Origin of the sequence: Clostridium grantii DSM 8605 (assembly GCF_900129965.1) — a bacterium.
In the GTDB taxonomy this organism is placed as follows: domain Bacteria; phylum Bacillota; class Clostridia; order Clostridiales; family Clostridiaceae; genus Clostridium_AF; species Clostridium_AF grantii.
This window is the reverse complement of the sequence record NZ_FQXM01000002.1, coordinates 72569-95455: the sequence shown is the minus strand read 5'-3', so window position 1 is coordinate 95455 and position 22887 is coordinate 72569. Positions and strand designations below refer to the sequence as shown.

The following is a 22887-nucleotide window of genomic DNA, read 5'->3' as shown; positions in this document are numbered from 1 at the left end:
AGTAATGAAAATAAAAAATGCAACACCAAAGTGTCGCATTTTTTCAGTCTTAGTTTTCTTCCATCAAAGATTCAAAGCCTAAACCTTCACCCCAAACCGTTAAAATTGGAGTTAAGTATACAAAAGATTGTACATCTGTTTTTGATATGAATGTTTTAATCATAGTAGCTTCTCGTGGAGTACATATACAAGTTATTTTAACTTTACTTTTCCTTGTATAACCACCTTTAATTTCATAGGTGCTTATTCCACGACGTACTTCATTAATAATAAATTTAGAAATAACTTCACTTTCCTTACTGATTATTTCTATTTTTACTTTCCTAGAACCAAAACCAAATAAAATTACATCAATAGTTTTTGCAATTACTACTTGAGTTAATATTCCATAAAGTGCAGTTCTTAAATCAAATATTAAAGTGGATAGAAGTATTATAGAAATATCCGCACTTAAAATTATTTGACTTATTCCTACAAAGGGCAAATATTTTTTATGAATAATCTTAGCTATTGAATCAGTTCCACCTTGAGAATATCCAGTTTTTAATGTGATTCCTGCTCCAATTCCAATTAATATTCCAAAGTAAATACAAGAAAGAAAAATATCATTTTCAACAAACTTTAAATTCATCTTATCAAATACAACAATAGTAGATGGTAAAAGTATAGAATATATAGCTATCTTTTCTGCTTGTTTTTTTCCTAAGGTAAAATAAGTACTTATCAATACAATAATTGAAAGAAAGTAAAAAATATAAGTATAGTTGATATTTACTACTTTTTCTAACAATATTGATGCTCCCGTAACTCCCCCTGATATCAAATTATTAGGCTTCAAAATAGCAGTTATAGCAAACGCTATTATACTACAAGATGCTAATATTGAAATATACTCTATTACCGTCTTCTTTAAATTTTTCATCTTGGTAACACTTCCTATTCGTTTGCTTATTTATAACTATTTAAAATCCTAAAATATCAAGAATTTTATCTCCAAGCTTTCTATTTTTACCTTTATACGGATAACAATGAATATGAATTGCCGGGTTAAAATTCAACTCTATAATGCCATAGTTTTCTTCTTTATAACCTTCATTCAAATTCTTAATCATCATATCAACCCCACAAATTGTAGCTCCTACTGCTCTAGCAGCAGCTATAGCTACTTTCTTGTATCCATCTGGGATATCATCTGTATAATCTATACTATCTCCCCCAGTACTCACATTAGAATTTTCCCTCAAATATACTATTTGATTATCACCAGGAATATAATCAAAGTTAAATCCTTGCGCTTCTAAGAAAATTTCTTCTGCCTCACCAAGGTTTATTTTTTCTAAGGGGGTTTTATAACCTTTGCCTCTAAGGGGATCTAGATTCTTTTCGTAAACTAACTCTTTTATGGTTTTCTTTCCATCACCACAAATATTAGCTGGAACCCTATGTAAAATTCCTACAACTTGATCTCCTATTACAAATATTCTATATTCCTTACCTTCTATAAATTCTTCAATAATAACAGAAGAATCATGACTAAATGCAATATCTATTGCTCTATTATATAGATTTTGAGAAAACTCTTCTTTGAAAATAGTAATCCCTAATCCAAAATTAGTTGACTTAGGTTTTATTACAATAGCTTTTCCTTTGAACAATGAATAATCATCTTTTGCAAGTATAATTTCATCATAATTTTTTCCTTCTGGAACTCTAATATTGTTTTTTTCCAATACCATTTTTGTTACAGATTTATTTTCCATAATCAAAACAGTGCTATAGGAGTCCAAAGATGTTTTTGTAGCTTGTTTTATATACTCGACTTTATCATCTTTAGAAAGCATAATAAAGTTTTCATTTCTATCAATTACTTCTACTTTTGTTCCTCTTTTTATTGCATCTTTTAAAAGTATTTGAGTGGATAACTCTAAATCTTCATATCCTAATAAATTAAATTGATTTATTTGATTTAAAGCTGCATATTCAATGGCCTTACCCATATGATAATCTATATAGTTTTTTTCTTTTATACCTTCGTAAATAATTGATGAATTACTTTTATGTTTGTGTTTGATTTTATCTTCAGCATTTTTTATTATTAAAGAAAAATATTCATCATTAACCCCTATTTCTTTAACCATGTTTTTCATCTCATTAATAATATTTTTTGCCCAATCATCAAAAGATACTTCTTCATCTTTACTTATCTTAATTTGCATATCTTCCTGTCTTCCAAAAGAAGCTACTAAATCACTATTCTCAAGATGGAATAGTTCTATTTTTTTATTCTTTTCTTTTTTCAATAAAGAATAAATGATAAACAAATGTATAAATTGTAAAGTTTCCAAGTCAATTCCTATTTTACTTAAAGGATTTAAGTCTAAAAACCTCAATTCTACATAATCGATTCCTTTTTCTAGTAAATATTTTAGAATATTTTTATCCTTTTTTGTTTTTAATCTAATTGGACTATAATATTCTTTTGGACTTTGAATTAATTCTGCTTCCACTAAAGCAGTTATATCTCTAGCATAAGCTTCCACACTTTCATAAGATACTATAAATTTTTCTAAGTTTCTATATCCTTTATCACTATTTCTCATTGAAGTAGCCTTAGGAACAGCATAACTATCTTCGCTAATCTTGTCTAAATTTTCTAGCTCTCTTGAGTCAAAGCTACTATGCACAGATGGACTAGCTCCGAAAAGGTAAATCAATATAGGACTATATCTATAAAAGTTTCTACATATTTTAAGATAAACATCATCCTTAAAATTCTTGAAAGAGTCTTTTTCACCCAACCCCTTATACAATGTTTCTAAAAATTTATCTGCAAAAGAAAAATTATAATGTATCCCTGATATCAATAATTTCTTTTTACCATAAACTGCTGCAATATGGTCTCTATATAATCTTTGGTAATTCCCATCAGCATTATCTTCATAATTTGCTACTGGAATATATTCTTCTTCTGGCAAATTTGGTGGCATACTTTGTGGCCATAGGTATTCATCCTTCAACTCATTTAATACAATTCGGTGAATATTTTCTAAAAATTCATAGCATTCTTCTAATTTTGTAAAAGTAGGAGTTATCATCTCTATTTGACTTTCGGAAAAATCCGTTATTATATATGGATTAGTTAATTTACTTCCAAAAGCATTAGGATGAGGACTCAATGCTAAATAACCATTTTTATCTACACGAACATTTTCTTTTTCTATACCAAAATTCCCTTGAATTAAATCCTTTTCTATCCCTAACTTCTTTATACTTTTTAATAATTCAAATTTATCTTCACTCATATTATTTACTCCTTCATACAATTTCAATCACCTTTAATCATCATTAATTATTCATATATAACTGCAAAATTATATTTATTTTACTTTAAATAACTTTGTTTTCTTCAAATACTTCAAAAGTAAGTTTGTTGTTAATCCTACTATTATACCTGTGGCAACACCACTGACCATAAGAAAAGGTAGGTATAGTAGAATATTAAGGTTTTTTATGATAAAAGCTGCCATCAACAATTGACCCAAATTATGTGCTATTGCCCCTGCTACGCTTATACCTATAGTACTTATCTTATCCTTTAAAATAAAATACATAATAAACATAACTGCAAAACTAAGCACGGCCCCAGAAAAACTATATAAGAATGTTGAAAAAGACCCTAATACAAAAGCTGTCATTATAGTTTTTAATAACACCACTGAAAAAGCTTCCTTGAAAGGAAATAAATAAATAGCTGTTAAAGTAATAATATTAGCTAATCCTAGTTTCGCACCTGGTATTGTAGTAGGTAGTGGTATAAGTCTTTCAATAGCGCTCAGTACTATTGCTTGCGCTACAAGCAAAGCAATCAAAACAATATCTCTAACGGAATTTTTAGTCTTATATTTATTTTCTTCTTTAAGTTTATTCATAATACTCTCCTATAATTCTAAGTGTCCTCTTAAAAAATCTAAAAGGACACTTTTTATTAATACTAAGGTATTTGCAGAAATTATTTTTTTTCTTTTTCTTCCTTACTTAAAACCTTTTTACTAGAAATCAATTCATTACAACTATTGCAAAAATAACTTACCGACCCGCAACCCTTAATAATTTCAATTTCTTTTAAACATTTTGGACAATATTTTTTGTCTTCCATTTTATCACCTCTATAATCTATTTCTTCAATAATCTTAACATATTTCCACTTTATATTCTATAAATTCTTAATCTTTCATCTTTAATTATATCACAATGAATATTAATTCAATATGTTGATAATTTATTAATAAATTTTTATGTTTTTTTTAATAAATTCTTGATAAATGTTAATATCTTTAGTAATATAGTATCAATATATTAATTAAAACTTAGTGATGGTGATTAAATGACAAAAGGTCAAGTTGAATCAAAAATAAGTGAAGCTGTTAGCAAGTTCGAAATAGAGTATATGGGAAGAGGACCCAAACAAATAAACACAATGATTATACAGGATTTAATCATTATACGTTTAATTGGTTTCTTAAATCCCTCTGAAAAAAAACTTTCTGAAACTATTGCTGGAGTAGAATTAATAAAAAAAGTAAGAACTACATTATTCGAAAGTGCTAGGGAATATCTTGAAGATTTATTAAAGGAAATAATTGATGTAGATATTATTAGTACCCACTCAGATATTAGTACTAAAACTGGAGAAAAAATTATAATTATAACAGTCAGTGAAAATCTACAAGAGCTTTTAACAAAATAATACTTTTGGAAGACCATTAGAAGGGTTTAAACCAGTCTTAGCGTAAGCCAACACCTATCTTTTATTTTTACGGGACAGGTGTTGGCTTTTTTATTATATATGCTTCGAGAAAAACATATACATTGATTTTTTATAAAATTATAAACAAAGGAGAATTATATGATTAATTTCACACTAAATCCACCTGCAAATATAGGTATAATAGGTGGTGGACAGCTAGGTAAAATGCTTAGTATCAAGGCAAAAAGTTTGGGTTATACTGTTACTATACTTGATCCAAATCCCTTCGCTCCCGCCATGAGCGTTGCAGATCACAAAATAATTGCGAACTTTTCTGATGTGGAATCTATAAAAAAACTTGCTAATCTTTGTGAAGTAATAACCTATGAGTTTGAGCATATAGATGCTGATATTTTAATAGATTTAGAGAATACTGGGCATATTGTTATTCCCTCTGGTAAGACTTTAAAACTTATACAAGATAAATATGAGCAAAAATCCTTTTTAAAATCTATTAATATTACTGTGCCCGAATTTTATAAAGTAACAAATAAAGAAGATTTAATAAATTGTAGCAAAAAACTAGGCTTTCCCTTTATTTTAAAAAGTTCTAAAGGTGGCTATGATGGCAAGGGTAATTGTGTTATAAAGAGTCCTACAGACTTAGATTGGGGTTTTGAACAACTTAATAGTACAAATCTGTTAGCTGAAAAATATATAAATTATTCAAAAGAACTATCTATATTAATAGCAATTGGCAAAAATAAAGAGTGCAATCATTACCCTGTGGTAGAGAATATTCATGAGGATAGCATATTACGACTTACAAAAGCACCTGCAAAAATTAGCCCAAGTATAGAAAATAAAATCCATGAAATTTCAATGAAAATTGTAGAGTCTTTAGATGATATAGGTTTGTTCTGTATAGAGTTTTTTCTAACAGCAAATGGGGAGGTTTATATTAATGAAATCGCTCCTAGACCACATAACTCTGGACACTACACCTTAGAAGCTTGTGAAACTTCTCAGTTTGAACAATTGTTAAGAATAGTCACTGGCTTACCTCTAGGCTCCACAGACTTAATTTATCCTGCAGCCATGGTTAACGTCTTAGGAAATGAATATGTAAATGGAGCTTATCAATATGCAGGTTTAAGTAAAATACTCAAAGATGATAAAATTTATGTTCACTTATATGGCAAGAAAAATACTCATTATTTAAAAAAACTTGGTCATATTACTGTATGTGATTCTTCGTTATCCCTAGCTGTAGAAAAATCTTTAAATGCTTTGAAAAATTTAGAAATTAAATCAAATGATTAAGAAAGGAAGTATATTATGAGTTTAAAAGTAAGTATAATCATGGGAAGTAAATCTGATTTAAATGTAATGTCTGAAGCTGCTGAAACTCTTAAATTATTAAATATTGATTATGAAATAATGGTAGTTTCCGCTCATAGAACACCTAACTATATGTATGAGTATGCTAATTCTTGCGTAGAAAGAGGCATATCTGTTATAATCGCAGGTGCTGGTGGAGCAGCTCATTTACCAGGCATGGTGGCTTCATTAACTAATGTTCCTGTAATTGGTGTTCCAATAAAATCTAGTAACTTAAGTGGCATGGATTCACTTTTATCAATAGCTCAAATGCCTCCAGGTGTTCCTGTTGCTACTATGGCTATAAACGGTAGTAAAAATGCCGCTTTAATGGCCGCTAAAATTCTAGCCATTCACGATAATTCCATAACTATGGCTTTAAATAATTACAAAAATAACATGGAACAAGATGTTTTACAAAATTCAATTATAGATAACTAAATTTAATTGTATATGCAACAAAAATAAGAGAGGCTAAGGCATCTCTTATTTTTGTTTAAACTTGCATCACCAATTATCAACTTTTATTCTTAATCTGTATGAATTCTTAGCAACTTCATTAAGCTTCTTTATAAGGTTATAATTAGCATATCCCCCTACTACCGCTCCTATAACTGGAACTATTTGAAGCATTTTAGCTAAATCTATATAATCTCTGTACTCTTGTTGAAAACTTCTCCAGTCAAAGCTTTCAATGTCTAATGGCAGTGTTTTTGAATATTCTTCCCAATGTAAAATTTTATCATATACTTCAAGTCTTTTCTTGCCACTAGAAAATGCTAATTGAAAGATATAAAGAATATAAAGTCTTTCTCTATAGTCTCTCACGTCAAATCCATAAATACTAGCAACTTCATAAAGAAATTTTACCTTTAAGCTAAGAAGTATTGGAAAATCAGCTAATCCTAACAGTAATCCACCTGCTCCCGTACCAACTCCGGTGAGAGTCGCTGCCTTTTGATAAAAGTTAAACTTTTCTTCTACTATTTCTTCTCTTTTTTCTAGATTTAAATCCTCTAAAGGCAATCTAGAAGTATATTTAGATCCTAAAATCACTACCTTAACCATATTTTTAATAGTAGCCGTAATTATCTCATGCGCTTTTTCTGGTATTAAGCTATTCATCTTTTTTTGAGTATTTAAGGTGATATTATTTATTAAAGATGGTTTTTTACTTATTTTAATCTGCCAAATTTTCAATTCATTTTTAACTCGGTAATTGTATTCATTCATATATATCTCTCCAAATTCAATTTCTTTTAAATTATTTTTAAATACGAATAATACTTTTTTTACACAAATAAATCAATTAAATCTTCTTCATCCATTTTGGCTATAAAATTTTGCTCACTTGCTTCATCCATTACATTATTAAAAATTTCTTTTTTCTTTTCTTGAAGTTCAAATATTTTTTCTTCAATAGTTCCTTTTGTAATTAATTTTATTACCTCTACATTTTTCTTTTGTCCTATTCTGTGTGCTCTATCACTTGCTTGATCTTCTACCGCTGGATTCCACCACGGGTCATAGTGAATTACCGTATCTGCCCCAGTAAGATTTAACCCTGTTCCACCAGCTTTTAAAGATATTAAAAATATGCTGCCATAACCTTCATTAAATTCCTGAACTAAATTTATTCTATCCTGGCTTTTAGTTTTTCCATCCAAGTATAAGTATTTAATTTTTCTTTTCTTAATATTATCTTCTATAACCTTTAAAGCACTTGTAAATTGAGAAAATATTAGTATTCTGTGATTCTCTTCTATACTAGTTTCTATAAGTTCCATTAAAGCTTCCATCTTTGCGCTAGTTCCTTCAAAGTTTTCAATAAAAATAGATGGCTCACAACAAATCTGTCTTAATCTAGTTAAAGCAGATAATATTTTAATTCTACTTTTACCAAACCCATTTTTCCTTATTTCTTCATTTATTTCTTCTTTGTAGGCCGCTACATATGATGCATATAGTTTCTTTTGTTCTTCACTTAAATCAACTATTATTTTATGTTCTATTTTTGGTGGCAATTCTAAAGCTACATCTTTTTTTAATCTTCTTAATACAAATGGTTTTACATGCCTATTAAGTTCTAATAAAGCTTTATTATCACCATTTTTAACTATAGGTGTTTCATAAATTTTTGAGAACTTACTATGACTTAGCAAGTACCCTGGCATAATAAAATCAAATATTGACCATAGTTCTGTTAAAGAATTTTCAAGGGGTGTTCCCGTTATAGCAAAATTCACTTTTGAATTTATAGTTTTAACTGCTTTTGCACTTTGAGAATTAGGATTCTTTATGTTTTGTGCCTCATCAATAAATACTGCCGAAAAACAAATATCTTTATATAGTTCAATATCATTTCTAATAAGTGGATAAGAAGTAATTATAACATCCTCATCTTTAATGTCCTTTATAATTTTTTCTCTTAAATCCTTTGAGCCTGAAACCAAAGTAGTCTTCAAATCTGGTGTGAATTTTTTAAATTCACTTTCCCAATTGTACACTAAAGAAGTTGGGCAAATAACCATAAATATATTCTTGCTATTTTCTTCAATCTTTGAATTAATAAAAGAAGCTGCTTGTAGAGTTTTCCCTAAACCCATTTCATCAGCTAGTATTCCTCCAAATTTAAATTCATCTAAACTTCTCAACCATTTAAAACCTATCTTTTGATAGTCACGAAGGGTTTTTTCTAAGTTTTTTGGTACCTTAAAGTCATTTTCATATATTTCTTTGAAATTATTTATGGTTTCTCTGAAATTTTTATTTCTTTCCACAATTATTTCATTATTGTTTTTTAATTTTTCATTTAAATATAACGCATTATACTTTGGAAGAGTAACACTAGCATTCAATAAATCACTAGATTTTATATTTAAGTATTCTATAGTTTCAGATAAATCATTAATCCCTAAAGAATTCAACAGAATAAAACCACCATTTTTTAATCGACAATAGTTCTTTTTTATCTTAATTGCATCAAAAACATCTTTTAATTCGTTATTTTCCACTCCCTCAATATTAAAATCAAATTCCAATAAATCTTTATCATTTATACGAAGAGATGTTTTAACATTTGAGGATGAGTAAATTTTTATATTCTTAAAAGAATTTGAATAAAAAATTTCACATAGCTTTTCTAATTCTTCAATTCCTACACTTATAAATTCTAATAATTGTTCTTCCTCTTCTAAAAAATATTCTTTAGAATTTTTTTGAAAAGAATAATGTTTTAATAAATCAATTATTTTATTTTCATTGGTTAAATCCCTTATAGCCACTTTTTCAGTTTTTTCATTAGATTCATTTAACGGATTTATCTTTATATCTCCATAATTAAATATAAGTTCACAAGTTATAACATCATCAATTTTGTCAAAATAAATTTCAGCTTTTAAAGCTTCATCAATCAAACCTTCTTTTACATTGTTATCCATTGATACTTCTGTAGAAATATTTTTTATAGCAGGTATAATAAATTTTGCAACTTCTTCTATATAATCTTTATTGATAGAAATTTGACTTTCTTTTCTTAAAGAATTAAATAACCCTCTATACAATTCAATTTGGGTGTTACTAGGCTTATAAATAACTTCATTATAAAAAAAATACTTTCCATCTTTTGTAAAAGGAATGGGTAATTTATTTGTTTGATTAATAACAATATTATTTTTTTCATTCTTAATATTAAATTTTAAAGGAAGTTCTTCATTTACTATTTTACAACTAGGATAATCCTCATTATGAAATTTTAAATTAAAATTTTTGTTTTCTAAAATTTCCAAAACCCTTTTTAGATGATTTTCTGGCAAATATACTTTTTTACCTTTAAATAAAAAACCTTGACTACTACCATAGTAAGATTCATTTATAGCATTAAATTCATATATATCTTTTATTATCTCTATTAGCTTTAAATCTTTTTCATTAAAATAATGTTGCTTATGATTTAAAATAAAGTTTTTTCCAAACTCAAGTTCTTCTTTTTCATTAATACTATTAATAAACTTCTTCATGTTTTTAACAATATATTGCTGTTTTTCCCCAACTTTTAATTCCAATGAATAATTTTGTTTATTATAATCCTTCTCAACACAAAGTATCACATCCATATTAAGTTCTATTTCAGGAATACTTAAGTTCCCACTGCCATGTTTGATATTAGCTATTAATTTATCTATGCTTCTTCTATTTAGTTCAATATACATTCCCTTTGAATTGAAATGTAGCTTTATTAATAATGATATTATATGCTTGCAGTGCCCTTTATACCCATAGTTATTTTCGCAAGAACAATAAGACTGTAATATATTATTCTTTGAGACTATAACAGTTGTATAAAAATCATCTTCATCTAAATACCCTTCTACATTTGCTTTTAATTTATATAGTTCTTCGCCTAAACCCTCTATAATTTCAAAATCAAAGTCTTTAATTCGATTTTCTTCATAAGTTTGCATGGCCCTTTTATAAACTATATCATTTGTAAATGACTTAATTTTATCAATACTTAAGTTAATCATAGTTACACCTCGATATTTTATTATAACTATTATACATTATTGACTAGTTTTTTGACAAATAAACAACCACAACATTCCTCCATAATTATAATGGTTAACATTGTGGTTTACTTTTTATATTTAATTCTTAAGTAGTGTGTTTTTTAAAGTGTTTTTCCACATCTATTGCAAAATCTTGATCCTTTTATTACTCTATTGCCGCACTTGTGACATACTATAAACTGTTCTATATACTCTTGTTTAAATTCTTCATTATTCACTCTTTCAGGTTCAGCATACTTTGTTTCTTCTCTTTTCTGTTCTTTGAGTTTATCCTGAGGTTGATTATTTTCTTCCTCTTGTCTTTGTATTTCTTTTATTGGATTTTCAGTTCTTTGTGTACTATCACTACTATCCACTGATAATGATTCATTGGTAGCTTCCTCTACATCTGCTCCACATACAATACAAAATGAAGCCCCTGCTCTAAGTTTACTTCCACAGTTTCCACAATTCATTAATTTCATCCTTTCCTAATTAAAATCTAACACTAACTGATTCTCTCTCTCTTCCACTATTAACTTCAAAATACCCTAGGAATGTAAATCCGAAAATTCCTGCTAAAATATTAGTAGGGAAAGTTTGAATTTTAGTATTATATTTCATAACTATATCATTATAAAATTGTCTAGCAAAAGCAATCTTAGTTTCAAGATCTGATAATTCCTTTTGAAGTGCCATAAAATTTTCATTAGCTTTCAACTGTGGATAATTCTCTGCTATTGCAAATAAATGTGTCAACGCTTCTGTAAGCCCACCTTCTCCTGCTGTTCTTTGGTCCATATTTCCCGCGTTAGATATGGTTGCTCTTGCTTGTGCTATATTTGTGAATACTTCATTTTCATGAGAAGCGTATGCTTTAACAGATTCAACTAAATTTGGAATCAAATCAAATCTTCTCTTCAACTGTACATCTATTTGTGACCAACTATTGTGCACCATATTTTTTATACGAACTAGCTTGTTGTATACAGAGATTACCCATATTAATAAAAAAGTTATAACCAAAAAGATTGCTCCTGGTATTAAAAATTTCACTATAATTCCCCCTTGTTATTCATATTAGTTGTACTATATTCTTAAGCCGACCCTTTAATCTGCTCCAAAGCTGGATCCACCGCCGCCGCCTCCACCGCCACCTGAAAATCCGCCTCCTCCACCATCACTACTGGAAGAAGAACTAGCTTTATAAGAGTTTGAAATACTATGAATAGACTCTCCCAATGTAGCTATAGCTGTTGTAATACTGGCAACAGATTCTATATTAGCTAAATTATTATCATTATATGAAGTATTATTATACATCCCATACCAACCTGTTGGGTTTGTAGTTTGAGAATTGTTAATTTCTGGATAAGCATATGGTAATTGTTTTAATACCTGCTTTGCAACCCCTAAAGCTGTAGCATAAACCAAGTAATGTTCCCACAAAATCAACTGTGGTAGTTCTGCTTTATCTAAATTAGAAAAATCTTTTAAAAATGTTTTAAAAGCTTTCCACATCATAAGTTCCTCTTCTCCATAAGCTGTTCTTCTTGGGAAAGGTGTAGAAAATATCCAAAGCATTGATGCCCCAATTGGCACCCCAAATTTAAATTCTGTCATTTCAAATTTTATCACAACCACAACCCAGGCAACTATATAAATAACCCCTATAAATCTCAATAAAAACCTTGTTTTAAATGATTTTTCATCTTTAAAACTTTTCACTTTTTCTGTATTTTTAACTTTTTCACTCCATGTTACCCAAAAATAATTTGCTTTAGATTTATTTTTCTTGGAAAATACTTTTATTTCATTTATGGAAACAGTTTCTTTATTTTTTGAAACCGTACTAAATAAAAAGTTGAAAATATATTTTTCATGTTGTATTAAAGTTCCATTAATATTTTTAAGTTTATGAAAAATTACATCACTTTTCTTCCCTTGCCCTTGAATTTCCATTGAAATAAAACCCTTTCTAGCTAAATCCATTATAGTTGCTGATAAAGCTGGTGATGTAACTTTACCAAATGTCATCAACACAACCATTTCCGCAGGTGAATATTTCCCAGGTAATTCTCTGTAATAATCATATTTTACTTTTGGCTTTAATTTTTTTCCATTTTTCATATAAAGTACTATTATAATAACTAAAGTAACCACAACTAACACTAAATTTACTAACCCTAGCATCTTATGTTTTGCTCTTTCAGCATCTGCTTCATCCGCCCATACTTTTTCTTCTTCCATAATTTCATCATAGGCATTTTTATCTTCTTTATTTTGTGAATTAGGTACTATTTCTATTGGGAATAAAATTCTTGTTTCTAAAAATCTATTCTTTGGAAGATTTGTAGTCTTCCACATTGCTTCAGTTTCATTAATAATTGAGACCTGCCCCTGTAATGGTCCATGCCCAAAGACTTTTATGGCATCTTTATTTGCTCCCTGTGGCAAATGAACAATAACCTCTACTTCTTTAGCATCTACCGCATTTTCATCTCCAACAAAGTTCCAATATAACTCTGCTGTATCATTATAAACTTTTACAGCATCCACAACTAAATAATCAACATTAAAAACTTTTGTACCCTCCACTACGTTATAGTACCACTCGATATGATATTTATCATAGGTTTCTGATACATTGAAAAATCCATCAGGCCTATTAGTTATATCCTCAGTGTACTCATATATCTTGTCACCCTCTGAAATCGAAATATTTCTTAATTCATTACTTCCTTTCTTAGGTATATCAATAAATGCTCTAGTAAAAGGTCCATTTTTAAATGTTAAGGTTCTAGTTTCTCTTACTTGCATATTACCATCTTCCTGAACTGTAGCTTCTATATTCAAAAAATCTACTGAGAAACTTTTAGTATCTTTAATGCTATTGTATGCCAAGAATCCTATATAACAAACTGCTGCAAATATTATTAAATTTCTTATTACTCTAATAAATTTTCTCAAATTATCCCCCCTATTTTAATTTCCTAAAATATTTCCCACTTAACTAGTAACTAAGAATACTAAAACTATTCCTAGAATTATAACTAGCGAAGTTGTTATTAAGATTTTTAAAGATTCTCTACTCATATAACCAACTCCATCTTAAGCATTATATTATTACTTTAATTTTAGTTTATTTTCAAAAAAAATAAATCACCCTACGGGGTGATTTATGGTGTATTAGCTTTTTCTTTACTACTTAATGTTAATTGAAATAATTCTTTTCTATTTTTAACCTGTAATTTCTTATAAATATTCCTATTATGTACCTTCAATGTATTTTCACTTATAAATAATTCTTCTGTTATAGTTTTATTAGTATATCCTTTAAGCAAAAGTACTATTACTTCCATTTCTCTTGGAGTTAGTAATTTCACATTTGGTATTTCACCCAAATTAATTCCATATACAATATCTTTTTCTTTAAGCTGACATGATTTTTCTTCAACAAATTCAGTTCCACCAGATTTCTTTTTTGATATATTTTCTTCCTTTATATCTTTATGTAGCCTTTCATTTATCCAAGGTATTATATTGATGACCAAAAATAATATTATTAAAGAAAATACTCCCGTTAAAACCTTATAACTGCTGTCTATAGAAATTAATTTAGCACCTAATATACTACCCGCAAAAATCGAAATAACATTTGATGCAAGTATAATACCAAAAACATGAAATTCCCTTCCATAAATAGAAGCAACATCACCTAATAATGTCCAAAGAAATACATTCACAAAAGCGTATGCGAATTGTATAAATAATTCTATTAGTATATATCCTTGTATGGTACTTTCAAATATCATAAATGATAGAAAAGCTGCAAATATAAATACCACACACAAAACCAAGGGCAAAATTCTTTGTACCTTATCTCCAATAAAGTACATTATCATAAGTGCAATGATATATAAAATAGTTTCAAGGTATAAATGCAAATTCCAAAATTGTTCATAATGAGGATAAATCACCATACTCATAAATCCACAATTAATAAATATTCCAAAAGTTAAATTGCACATCATTAAAATAAATATATGAGGAATTGGTTTATTTATACTAATATTAATTTTAAAATACTCTTTATCCTTTGAAAATTTTATTCCAATCAAAACTATATTTATCAATAAAGGTGTTGTTGTGAATATAACGAGAGAATCAGTTCTCAAATATAAACTCAAAACACTTACTATGTAATAAAAAATGTTCCCAATAACAATTGTCATAGATATATACTTTATTCTATCCACAAATGAGGTTACCTTTGTATAATAATATCCAAATTTGATAACAATATCAGCAGATATAAAAGCCATTAATCCTAATGCTATATACCAAAATTTTATGTCAATCCATATTAAAGTAAAATTTAACAGTGAAAGCATAAGCATTTCTAAAAACAATAATTGTGCAGCTTTTAACTTTTCACTATTTATAAAAGGAATTATTAGTAAAGATAAAGCATGCACACAAATAAAAAATAAAGATAAATTCCCTAAATCCACCTTTTTATAAAGGCTATATGCCACTAGAACTGGTCCGTTCATAGGCAGAGACAGTAGCCATCCAAAAATCAATGCTAAAATCATCATAGGAAATTTATCAATATTTTTCATATATTACACCACTTTTCATAGTATTATGTTTTTTCAATTGTTTTATTTTCTAAATTATATCATAGATGTCATTAATATTCCAAAATACTTTTTCCCATTACTATTTTTTTTATTTATTTCTTGCTATTTATTTTTTAAAATACTCCAATACTAAATTTGCATCCATTTCCTTACCTCTCGGTACTGGTACATTTACACTATATGTTTGTCTTACATATTGGATAGGTACTGAGTAAGTAAACTGAATAATATTCTTCTCTTTTCCAGCATACCTAGCCTTTTTAAATCTTGCTCCAAAGCCCTCCCATACATGTAATTCACCATTTATAAAAACTCCACTAGAAGAAATATAAACTTCTCCAACTTTTTTCTTGTTTTTATTGTAAGTTAGCTTTGGAACTAAAAAAGCAACAAATGCTAGCACCATAACTAATAAAATCATAACTCCAAATACTGCTGGTCCAGCATCATCTGGATTGACTATTAAAAATACTAGTCCCACAAACAAAGCAATTACTCCTATCAATATTAACAAAGCTTTATTTCTTTCTTTCATCATTAAATAATTTTCTTCATTATATTTTTCCCAATTTTCTTCATCATAATACCAATGCACTAACAACTTTTCTTCTGTAAACATACCTTCTAATACTCTAGCTCTTTTATTAAATAAAGCCGCCACAACTAATCCTGAAATACATACAAATATTCCCAAAATTATAAGGGCTCCTCCACCATCCATCATATCTATTTCAAATAGGTTTACAGATAGCATCATAAACATTCCAATAGCTGAAATTATCAAAGAGATATAAACATTTTTCTTCTGCGGATTTTTGAACTTCTTCATGAAACCACACTTTCTAGCCATTGCTTTTTAACTTGTAAAAATTGTTCTTTGGTTAATTCTTTACTATTTATACACATCTCACCTTTTTTATTAGGGTAAAGATATAATAAATAGTTTGATTTAACCGTTGGTACTATACATTGTCTTGATATTGTACTGATATTATCTTCTTCAAAACTGTACAAATTTACTCCTATAAATCCTTGCCATATTTTCATAAATTCTTTTGCTGCTTTTATAGCTTTAGGCTCAAAGGATACAATTTCTTTTTCCACACCATCTTTTTTCCAAACTTTTATCCATTTATTTTCCTCTAAAAAATTAACTAATGCCCTTGTATTCTTATTCAAAAAATCCCCTTCATCAGGTAACATTTCTATTAACAATGACAGTGTCCATCTAATATCTCCACTATTTTTTGATAAATTGAAAGTTTCATTATATGACTCTAAAAAAAGAGCTGTATACTGTTTTGTACTGTAATTAAGCATACTTTCTAAATACATTCTTTTATAAGTATCCATTAGGTGTATTAGTGCAAATAATTCATTTGTGTTATTAACAGAGGAAAAAATATTCCCCTGTTTATTATCTTGAACACTTTCCTCATTACTATCATTTTCAACACAATAAATATTTGTCCACCATTCTGCATAATCGTTTTTATCTTGAAAGGATAATATAACATACTCTTCTTTTCTATTGGGCATTAAAACAACAACCTGATCATTATTTTCTATAAATAATGTGTGAAATTCATCAACTAAACCTTCTTTATTTCCTGTTTTATAACGAATTTTATATTTAGGGAAAAACAAAAATTCTAATATTTCATATCCCTCTTCACTATTAAAATAATCTTCTGCGCTTTGATCTAATTTTTGTTTTTTTCCTTTAAATTTGTTGTAGAAAGGGGACAATTCAATAGGATTGAGCCCCATGTTATATGCTAATGCTTCTATTAAGGATAAATCTACTTGTATTAAGTCAGGTGCTACCATTTTATCCAACTCCTTATTTTCTTATTTTATTTGAATTTTAAAGTTTTTAGAAATTCTAATCTTATAGATAACTTATCAGCAAAATCTACTGGTCCATCGAATCCTAATTTTCTAAGTTCAAAATCTCTTCTTGTAGGGGATAAATTATTATTTTTTATGATTTTTAAGCCTTCATTCATTTCTTTAGACATTGGCTTAATACTATATCTGCTATCTATTTTGCCCGTTCTAATCATGTCATTGTATTTACCTTCTATGCTCTTTGATAAATCTGACATCTTTTCTAGCTGAATTAAAGCTTCTTTCTGAGAAACCACATCCCCTTTATCCCAATAATGGGTAACTTTGTACTGCTCCATTTTACCTAATCCTTCAGCATCTACTAAAGTACCAGTTTCATTATTAATTTTCAAAATGGATTCTTCACTAACATCTGTTCCACGCAAAATCCCTTTATTTTGTTTGCTGAAGTCCACTGCTGCCTCTGGATCAAATACGTCTGTAGGTGTTTCTCCATGTATTTCTGCCCATTTTTTTAGTTTTGCTGCATCATCCATGCTATCCCAATCCACATTTTTGTATTTACCTTTAGCCATTTCCACATCGAATTTACCATCCTTTAATACATTAGTATTCTTTCCATATGCCTCAAAGTAATCATTTTTCCACTTATCTGCAGGTACTTCCTCCCATTTAAGTTTACCATCTGGTCCCATTACTTTTTTCATTAATACAATATCATTATCTGTATTTAAATCTGCTAAAGTATATTTTTTACCAGGGGTTCTAACTGACTGAACTTTATAGTCTTTAAGATTTCCTCCAAGTTTCTGTACAGCCTTTTCTCTTACTTCATCATAGGATGGTTTATATATTTTTTCATTCATAGCTTTATTTATCTCTTTTCTAACTTCCTCAGGTGTTGTCTTCACATCTCTCATGGTACCAGGATCTGATTTGATTTCTAGAATATCCTCTTTAGTTATATCCTTATTTTGAGCTTTATCAATTATCTTGTTCTTCCTAGCCTCAATGTCCTCTAGATATTTTTTATACTCAGCATCAGTTTCATCTATAGTTTTGGTATCAAAATCTTTCTTCTCATGCTGTTTATAAAAGTCTTCCTTTTTCTTATTTATTTCAGGTTCTTCAGTACTACTAGTTTGTTTATTATTCTTCACCTCCAACTCATCAACATTTGAACCAGCCTTTGTAGATTTTTTCACTTCAATGTCTGAATCCATTGTTGTTTTTTGTTTTGGGTTAACAGTGCTATTATCAACATCAATATTATTTTTACCTTTAGATTTCAAAACATTTTCAGCAATATCATCCCCATTACTTCCTATTACTTTAGTTGAAGTTTTAGTTGAAGCTTTTGCTCCTTGTTCTCCTAATTCAGATAATTGTTTTTCAATCTGTTTTACTGCCGCTTTAGCTGCTTTTTCGTCTATTAATCCTAATTTACCACTGAATTTTATATTACCCTTTTTAGCTGTAAGTATTATTTTTTCAGCAATTTCTCCTGCACTCTTTGTAAGTCCCGGACAGAATTCTTTTGCAATAAAACCTGCACTTTCTCCAACTATGCCTGCTCCTTTTACTACAACTCCTAGTCCACCTTCTACTATTCTTCCAGCACCTTCATCTACAACTACTTTAATTACAACATCAGTCATAATTTCTGTATAAGATTTATCTTTTTCTACTCCATCTTTTACAATTTCCATTCCTTCCGCAACAGTTAAAACATATTCTGATTGCCCTGAAGTTCCCACAGCAATAAGAATTCTAGCCCCCATCCCTAATACTGACATACTTCCATCTTCTTTTGTTCCTGTAACAACTTCTTTATAGGTTTTATTCAAACTATCTTTCATAGTAGAAGTATCTTTCCACCAATCTTCTTCTTCAAAAGGAACATAATCATCTTTGCCTATTGTTTTTCCATTAATACGATTCTTTATAATTTTTTTAATCTGATTTACTTTATCTTCATCGTATCCTTTTCCTTCAGTAATATCGTTTAAAATTTTACCAAGTTCCCCTGCTACATCACCTCTTCCATCTTCATCTCCAGTAAGCCCATTTCTTTCAGCTGCTTTCTTAGCTTGCTCAAGTTGTAATATGAATTTCATTCTTTCTGATTCAGCATCTTCTCTATTTTGCATTTTTTCAATATCTTCTGCCACTCTTCTTTTATCCTCTGCTAAATCTTCCTGCCATTTTTCAAATTTATCAGGGTCAAATGGGTTTCCTGATTCAGTATTTATCCATTCCCCTGTTTTTCTATCATATTTAAGATTGTATTCCCTTCCATCTGTAGCCCCAATTAAAGTTTTTTCTTCTCCGTCTTTTGGGAATCCATCATATTCTTCTGGAACTTCTAATTCTGAATCATCAGCAGTCTCTAGTTTATCAGTATCTTGTTTCTCCTGTTGTTCTTCTGATTCATCTGGTTCATTTGGTAAATCTGATTCATTTGGTTCTTCAGTTTCTTCTGGATACTCAGGTTCCTCTTGTTCTTCTGGATACTCAGGTTCTCCTTGTTCTTCTTGCTCTTCCGGATACTCCATTTCTTCGGAATCTTCTGAGTTTTCTGGCATTTCTTGTTCTTCTGGTAGCTCTGAGTCTTCTATTTCATCAGGCATTTCTTGTTCTTCTGGTATTTCAGGAGTCTCTGGTTTTTCTTCACCTTCAGGAAGTTTAGGTTTCTTATCCTGCAACTCTTTTAAGGCATCCATTCTTTCCTTTTTTAATCCTTTTAATTCATTAATTTCCTTTTGAAGCTTGTTGATTTCATCATTATAATTAGGGGCCTCATCTGTAAAATCAAAAGGATTGGTACTTCCTTCTTTTATATTTGCTATAGGTCCATTAAGTTCTGTTCCATGCACATCAATATCCTTTTCAGTTGGGGTATATGTGCAACTAGAATTAGTATCTACATCAAAAGGACTACCTTCCCCATTTACGTTATCATCTTGCTTCATGAACCCTTTTAGCTTATTGATTCTAGCCTGTTTATCATTGATTGCTTTATCTAATGCAGAAATTTGATCTTGAATTTCTTTAACTTGTTTATTCCAGTCGGCTAAAGATATTTCATGCTTCTTTTTATAATCTTTATGAACACCAAATTTGTCATAACCGCTTCTATTATACCCATCCTTATCATATCCATCTCTTCCATAACCCTCTTTATCAAAGCCTTCTCTATCGAAACCTTCTGAGTCATATCCTTCTGAATTAAAGCCTTCTCTGTCGAAACCATTTTTATCAAAACCTTCCGCATTAAATCCTTCTCTATCATAGCCTTCATTATTAAATCCTTTTTCATTAAAGCCTTCTTTGTCGTAGCCATTTTTATCAAAACCATGTCTATCATAGCCTTCCTTATTTAACCCATTGATATCAAATCCTTCTTTATCAAAACCATCTTTATTAAGTCCTTGAATATCATATCCTTGACTATCATAGCCATCTTTGTTAAAGCCTTGAGAATCATATCCTTCTCTGTTATAACCTTCATTATCAAATCCTTCTTTATTATAACCCTCTTTATCTATACCCTGTTTATCAAAACCAAACTTGTCATAACCCTCACTATTGTATCCTTGCCTATCATATCCATTAGAATTATACCCTTCTCTATTAAACCCATTATTGTCATATCCCTGTTGATTAAAGCCCTCTCGATCATATCCTCTACCATTAAAGCCATTTCTATTAAATCCTTCTTTGTCATAACCTAAAGTATTAAACCCATCTCTGTAATAACCCTCTCTATCCATAGCTCTTGAATTATAACCATCTGCCATATACCCATCTTTGTCAAATCCCTGTTTGTTAAAGCCTTCTTTATCGTAGCCCCTGCTATCATATCCTTCTCTGTCATAACCATCCTTATCCAGGCCTCTACTATTATAGCCCTGTCTATCTACTCCATTTTTATCGAATCCTTTTTTGTTATATCCAGCTAGATCATACCCTTCTCTGTCGAATGAATCTTTATCTCTTCCTTCAATGTTAAAACCATCTTTGTCATAGCCATTTTCATCAAACCCTCTAGAATCAAATCCGTCTTTATCATACCCATTTTCATTAAATCCATCTATACCATATTCATTTTCCATTTCATTATTATTCTCAACACTAGATTTTGGTTCTAAATCTGAAGTATCAATCCCAACATTATTCTTGTTTTTTCGGAAGTCGTATACAGATGCTTGACTTATATTACTTACATCGCCTACCTCGCTTACATTATTTACATCATCCTTAAGCGTGTTACCATTTTTCTCAATATCTTGATCCTTAAAATCTGAATTGTTTTTGTCAGGATTATAGATATTTCCAGTTTTATTATCTAACTCATTTGAATTACTCCCAGAATTTCCTTTTGAATTTCCTGATGTAGGTGTAGGATTATTGGAAATTGGGTTGGACATTCCGCCTCCACCAACTGGAGGTATTCCACTGGCTATCCCTGCCACAACAGAAATGGCAACTCCAACTACTCCTGGCACCACAACACCAACAACACTTTCTGTAGTATTTTCTGGTCCAGGTATAATACCTATACTTGCCACTCCACCTTGTGATTGATTATTAATAGGGGCCTCTTCCCTTAAATCATCAATATAAATATCATCATTCTTTTTTTGTTCATTAGTATCTTCCCCAATAGTATTAAAATTTGGAGTAGACATAACTGTTGACATTCCTCTACCTCCTGATTCACTATTTTGCGACCAAGTAGAAGGATCTGAATCAATAATTGTATAGGTTTCAGCTGGTAAAATAATATTAGGTGACACTTCCCAATAAAGCTCTCCATAAATCGTTACTTCCCAGGGTCCATAAGTATTCCCACTGCTATCAATTAACCCTATAGTCCCAGCGGGTGCTCCTTGTCCATAATTATAATGGTAATTTTTAATGTATGTTAATAAATGTGATTCATTTATAGTAAAAGTTGTTGGATTAGTTGGTCCATTTTGTACTGCAGCAATATTAACTGTATTGCACACTTCTATAGGCTCGTCTAATGGTTCTCCCTGAATAAGTGCTCCATCAATTGTTTTATCTGATTCCTGGGAAACATTTTCCTCCTCAATACCCGCTGCTGTATCTTCATCTGGTATTATAATAGTTCCTTTATCCTGTACTATCCCTACATTCACCATTTCACTTATCATAGTTTTATATATACTCTCCACTTCACTTCTTGCACTATTAAGATCTGACCCTAATACCGCTACTAAAGAGTAGTTTTCTGGAAAATCTAATGACCATGCTATAATATATCCGTATTCATAATCTTCAATTTCATAAACCGAGACTTCATATTCATTAATATTTTGCTTGAATTTCTTTAACACTTCTACTTCTCCATCTTGTACTGCTTCACTTACAATTCCATCAAGTAAAGCACTCTTAACCTTCTTTTTTTCATCTTCATTGATTTTAGTGCTTAATTCAATTACTACATTACTAGTAGCACCACCATAAACTTTACCTGAAATACCAAATTCAGATCCGTCAATTTCCTCAACATCAAAACCTGAAACTTGTGCACCTACTTTAGAAAGAACTTGTCTTTCCGCATCTTCTGCAAATGCCACACTTGATAAGCAAAATATAATATTAGTTATAAAGAAAAACATAAAAAATAATCCTGTTCTTCTCATAATTTTAGATCTACGATTTTTTATTCTTTTCATATCTTTTTCAC

16 protein-coding genes are annotated in these 22887 nt (G+C 29.4%); 3 read left to right on the top strand and 13 right to left on the bottom strand.

What is annotated here, in order from left to right; all coding sequences use genetic code 11:
- Positions 1-49: 49 nt before the first annotated feature.
- The 4 genes from BUB83_RS00415 to BUB83_RS00400 form a co-directional block, all read right to left on the bottom strand.
- Positions 50-922 carry a YitT family protein gene (locus tag BUB83_RS00415; RefSeq protein WP_073335857.1) on the bottom strand — a complete coding sequence of 291 codons (873 nt, stop codon included), beginning with the start codon at positions 920-922 and terminating at the stop codon, positions 50-52.
- 40 nt (positions 923-962) lie between these two features.
- On the bottom strand, positions 963-3302 hold the full coding sequence (gene gshAB, locus BUB83_RS00410; protein WP_073335855.1) for a bifunctional glutamate--cysteine ligase GshA/glutathione synthetase GshB: 2340 nt from the start codon (positions 3300-3302) through the stop codon (positions 963-965).
- A 75-nt stretch (positions 3303-3377) separates the two neighbouring features.
- A complete protein-coding gene (locus tag BUB83_RS00405; RefSeq protein WP_073335853.1) occupies positions 3378-3929 on the bottom strand; it encodes a Gx transporter family protein in 552 nt (183 codons plus the stop codon).
- 80 nt (positions 3930-4009) lie between these two features.
- Positions 4010-4156: a YfgJ family double zinc ribbon protein gene (locus BUB83_RS00400; protein WP_073335851.1), complete on the bottom strand. Its 147-nt coding sequence runs from the start codon at positions 4154-4156 to the stop codon at positions 4010-4012.
- 228 nt (positions 4157-4384) lie between these two features.
- On the opposite strand from BUB83_RS00400, the gene BUB83_RS00395 reads away from it, so the two are divergent.
- The 3 genes from BUB83_RS00395 (at position 4385) to purE (ending at position 6568) form a co-directional block, all read left to right on the top strand.
- Positions 4385-4747 (top strand): Na-translocating system protein MpsC family protein, encoded by a 363-nt coding sequence (locus BUB83_RS00395; protein WP_073335849.1) that lies wholly within the window; start codon positions 4385-4387, stop codon positions 4745-4747.
- A gap of 159 nt (positions 4748-4906) precedes the next feature.
- Complete coding sequence (locus BUB83_RS00390) at positions 4907-6070, top strand: 5-(carboxyamino)imidazole ribonucleotide synthase (protein ID WP_073335847.1); 1164 nt, start codon at positions 4907-4909, stop codon at positions 6068-6070.
- A 15-nt stretch (positions 6071-6085) separates the two neighbouring features.
- Positions 6086-6568: a 5-(carboxyamino)imidazole ribonucleotide mutase gene (gene purE, locus BUB83_RS00385; RefSeq protein WP_073335845.1), complete on the top strand. Its 483-nt coding sequence runs from the start codon at positions 6086-6088 to the stop codon at positions 6566-6568.
- A gap of 66 nt (positions 6569-6634) precedes the next feature.
- Here the strand turns inward: purE and BUB83_RS00380 are convergent, their stop codons facing one another.
- From BUB83_RS00380 to BUB83_RS00340, 9 genes are all read right to left on the bottom strand, one after another.
- Positions 6635-7360 carry an EcsC family protein gene (locus BUB83_RS00380; RefSeq protein WP_073335843.1) on the bottom strand — a complete coding sequence of 242 codons (726 nt, stop codon included), beginning with the start codon at positions 7358-7360 and terminating at the stop codon, positions 6635-6637.
- A 59-nt stretch (positions 7361-7419) separates the two neighbouring features.
- Entirely contained in the window at positions 7420-10653 is a 3234-nt protein-coding gene (locus BUB83_RS00375) for an SNF2 helicase associated domain-containing protein (RefSeq protein ID WP_242950608.1), read from the bottom strand.
- A gap of 143 nt (positions 10654-10796) precedes the next feature.
- On the bottom strand, positions 10797-11150 hold the full coding sequence (locus BUB83_RS00370; RefSeq protein WP_073335841.1) for a zinc-ribbon domain-containing protein: 354 nt from the start codon (positions 11148-11150) through the stop codon (positions 10797-10799).
- Between the two features lie 19 nt (positions 11151-11169).
- On the bottom strand, positions 11170-11730 hold the full coding sequence (locus BUB83_RS00365) for a LemA family protein (protein WP_242950607.1): 561 nt from the start codon (positions 11728-11730) through the stop codon (positions 11170-11172).
- Between the two features lie 54 nt (positions 11731-11784).
- On the bottom strand, positions 11785-13644 hold the full coding sequence (locus tag BUB83_RS00360) for a DUF2207 domain-containing protein (protein WP_073335839.1): 1860 nt from the start codon (positions 13642-13644) through the stop codon (positions 11785-11787).
- A gap of 209 nt (positions 13645-13853) precedes the next feature.
- Positions 13854-15299 (bottom strand): LuxR family transcriptional regulator, encoded by a 1446-nt coding sequence (locus BUB83_RS00355; protein WP_073335837.1) that lies wholly within the window; start codon positions 15297-15299, stop codon positions 13854-13856.
- A 127-nt stretch (positions 15300-15426) separates the two neighbouring features.
- Positions 15427-16149 (bottom strand): hypothetical protein, encoded by a 723-nt coding sequence (locus BUB83_RS00350; RefSeq protein WP_073335835.1) that lies wholly within the window; start codon positions 16147-16149, stop codon positions 15427-15429.
- Entirely contained in the window at positions 16146-17150 is a 1005-nt protein-coding gene (locus BUB83_RS00345) for a hypothetical protein (protein WP_073335833.1), read from the bottom strand. Before BUB83_RS00345 ends, BUB83_RS00350 begins: the two co-directional genes overlap by 4 nt.
- 26 nt (positions 17151-17176) lie before the next feature.
- Positions 17177-22876, bottom strand: a complete 5700-nt coding sequence (locus tag BUB83_RS00340; RefSeq protein WP_073335831.1) for a hypothetical protein — start codon at positions 22874-22876, stop codon at positions 17177-17179.
- Positions 22877-22887: the final 11 nt, after the last annotated feature.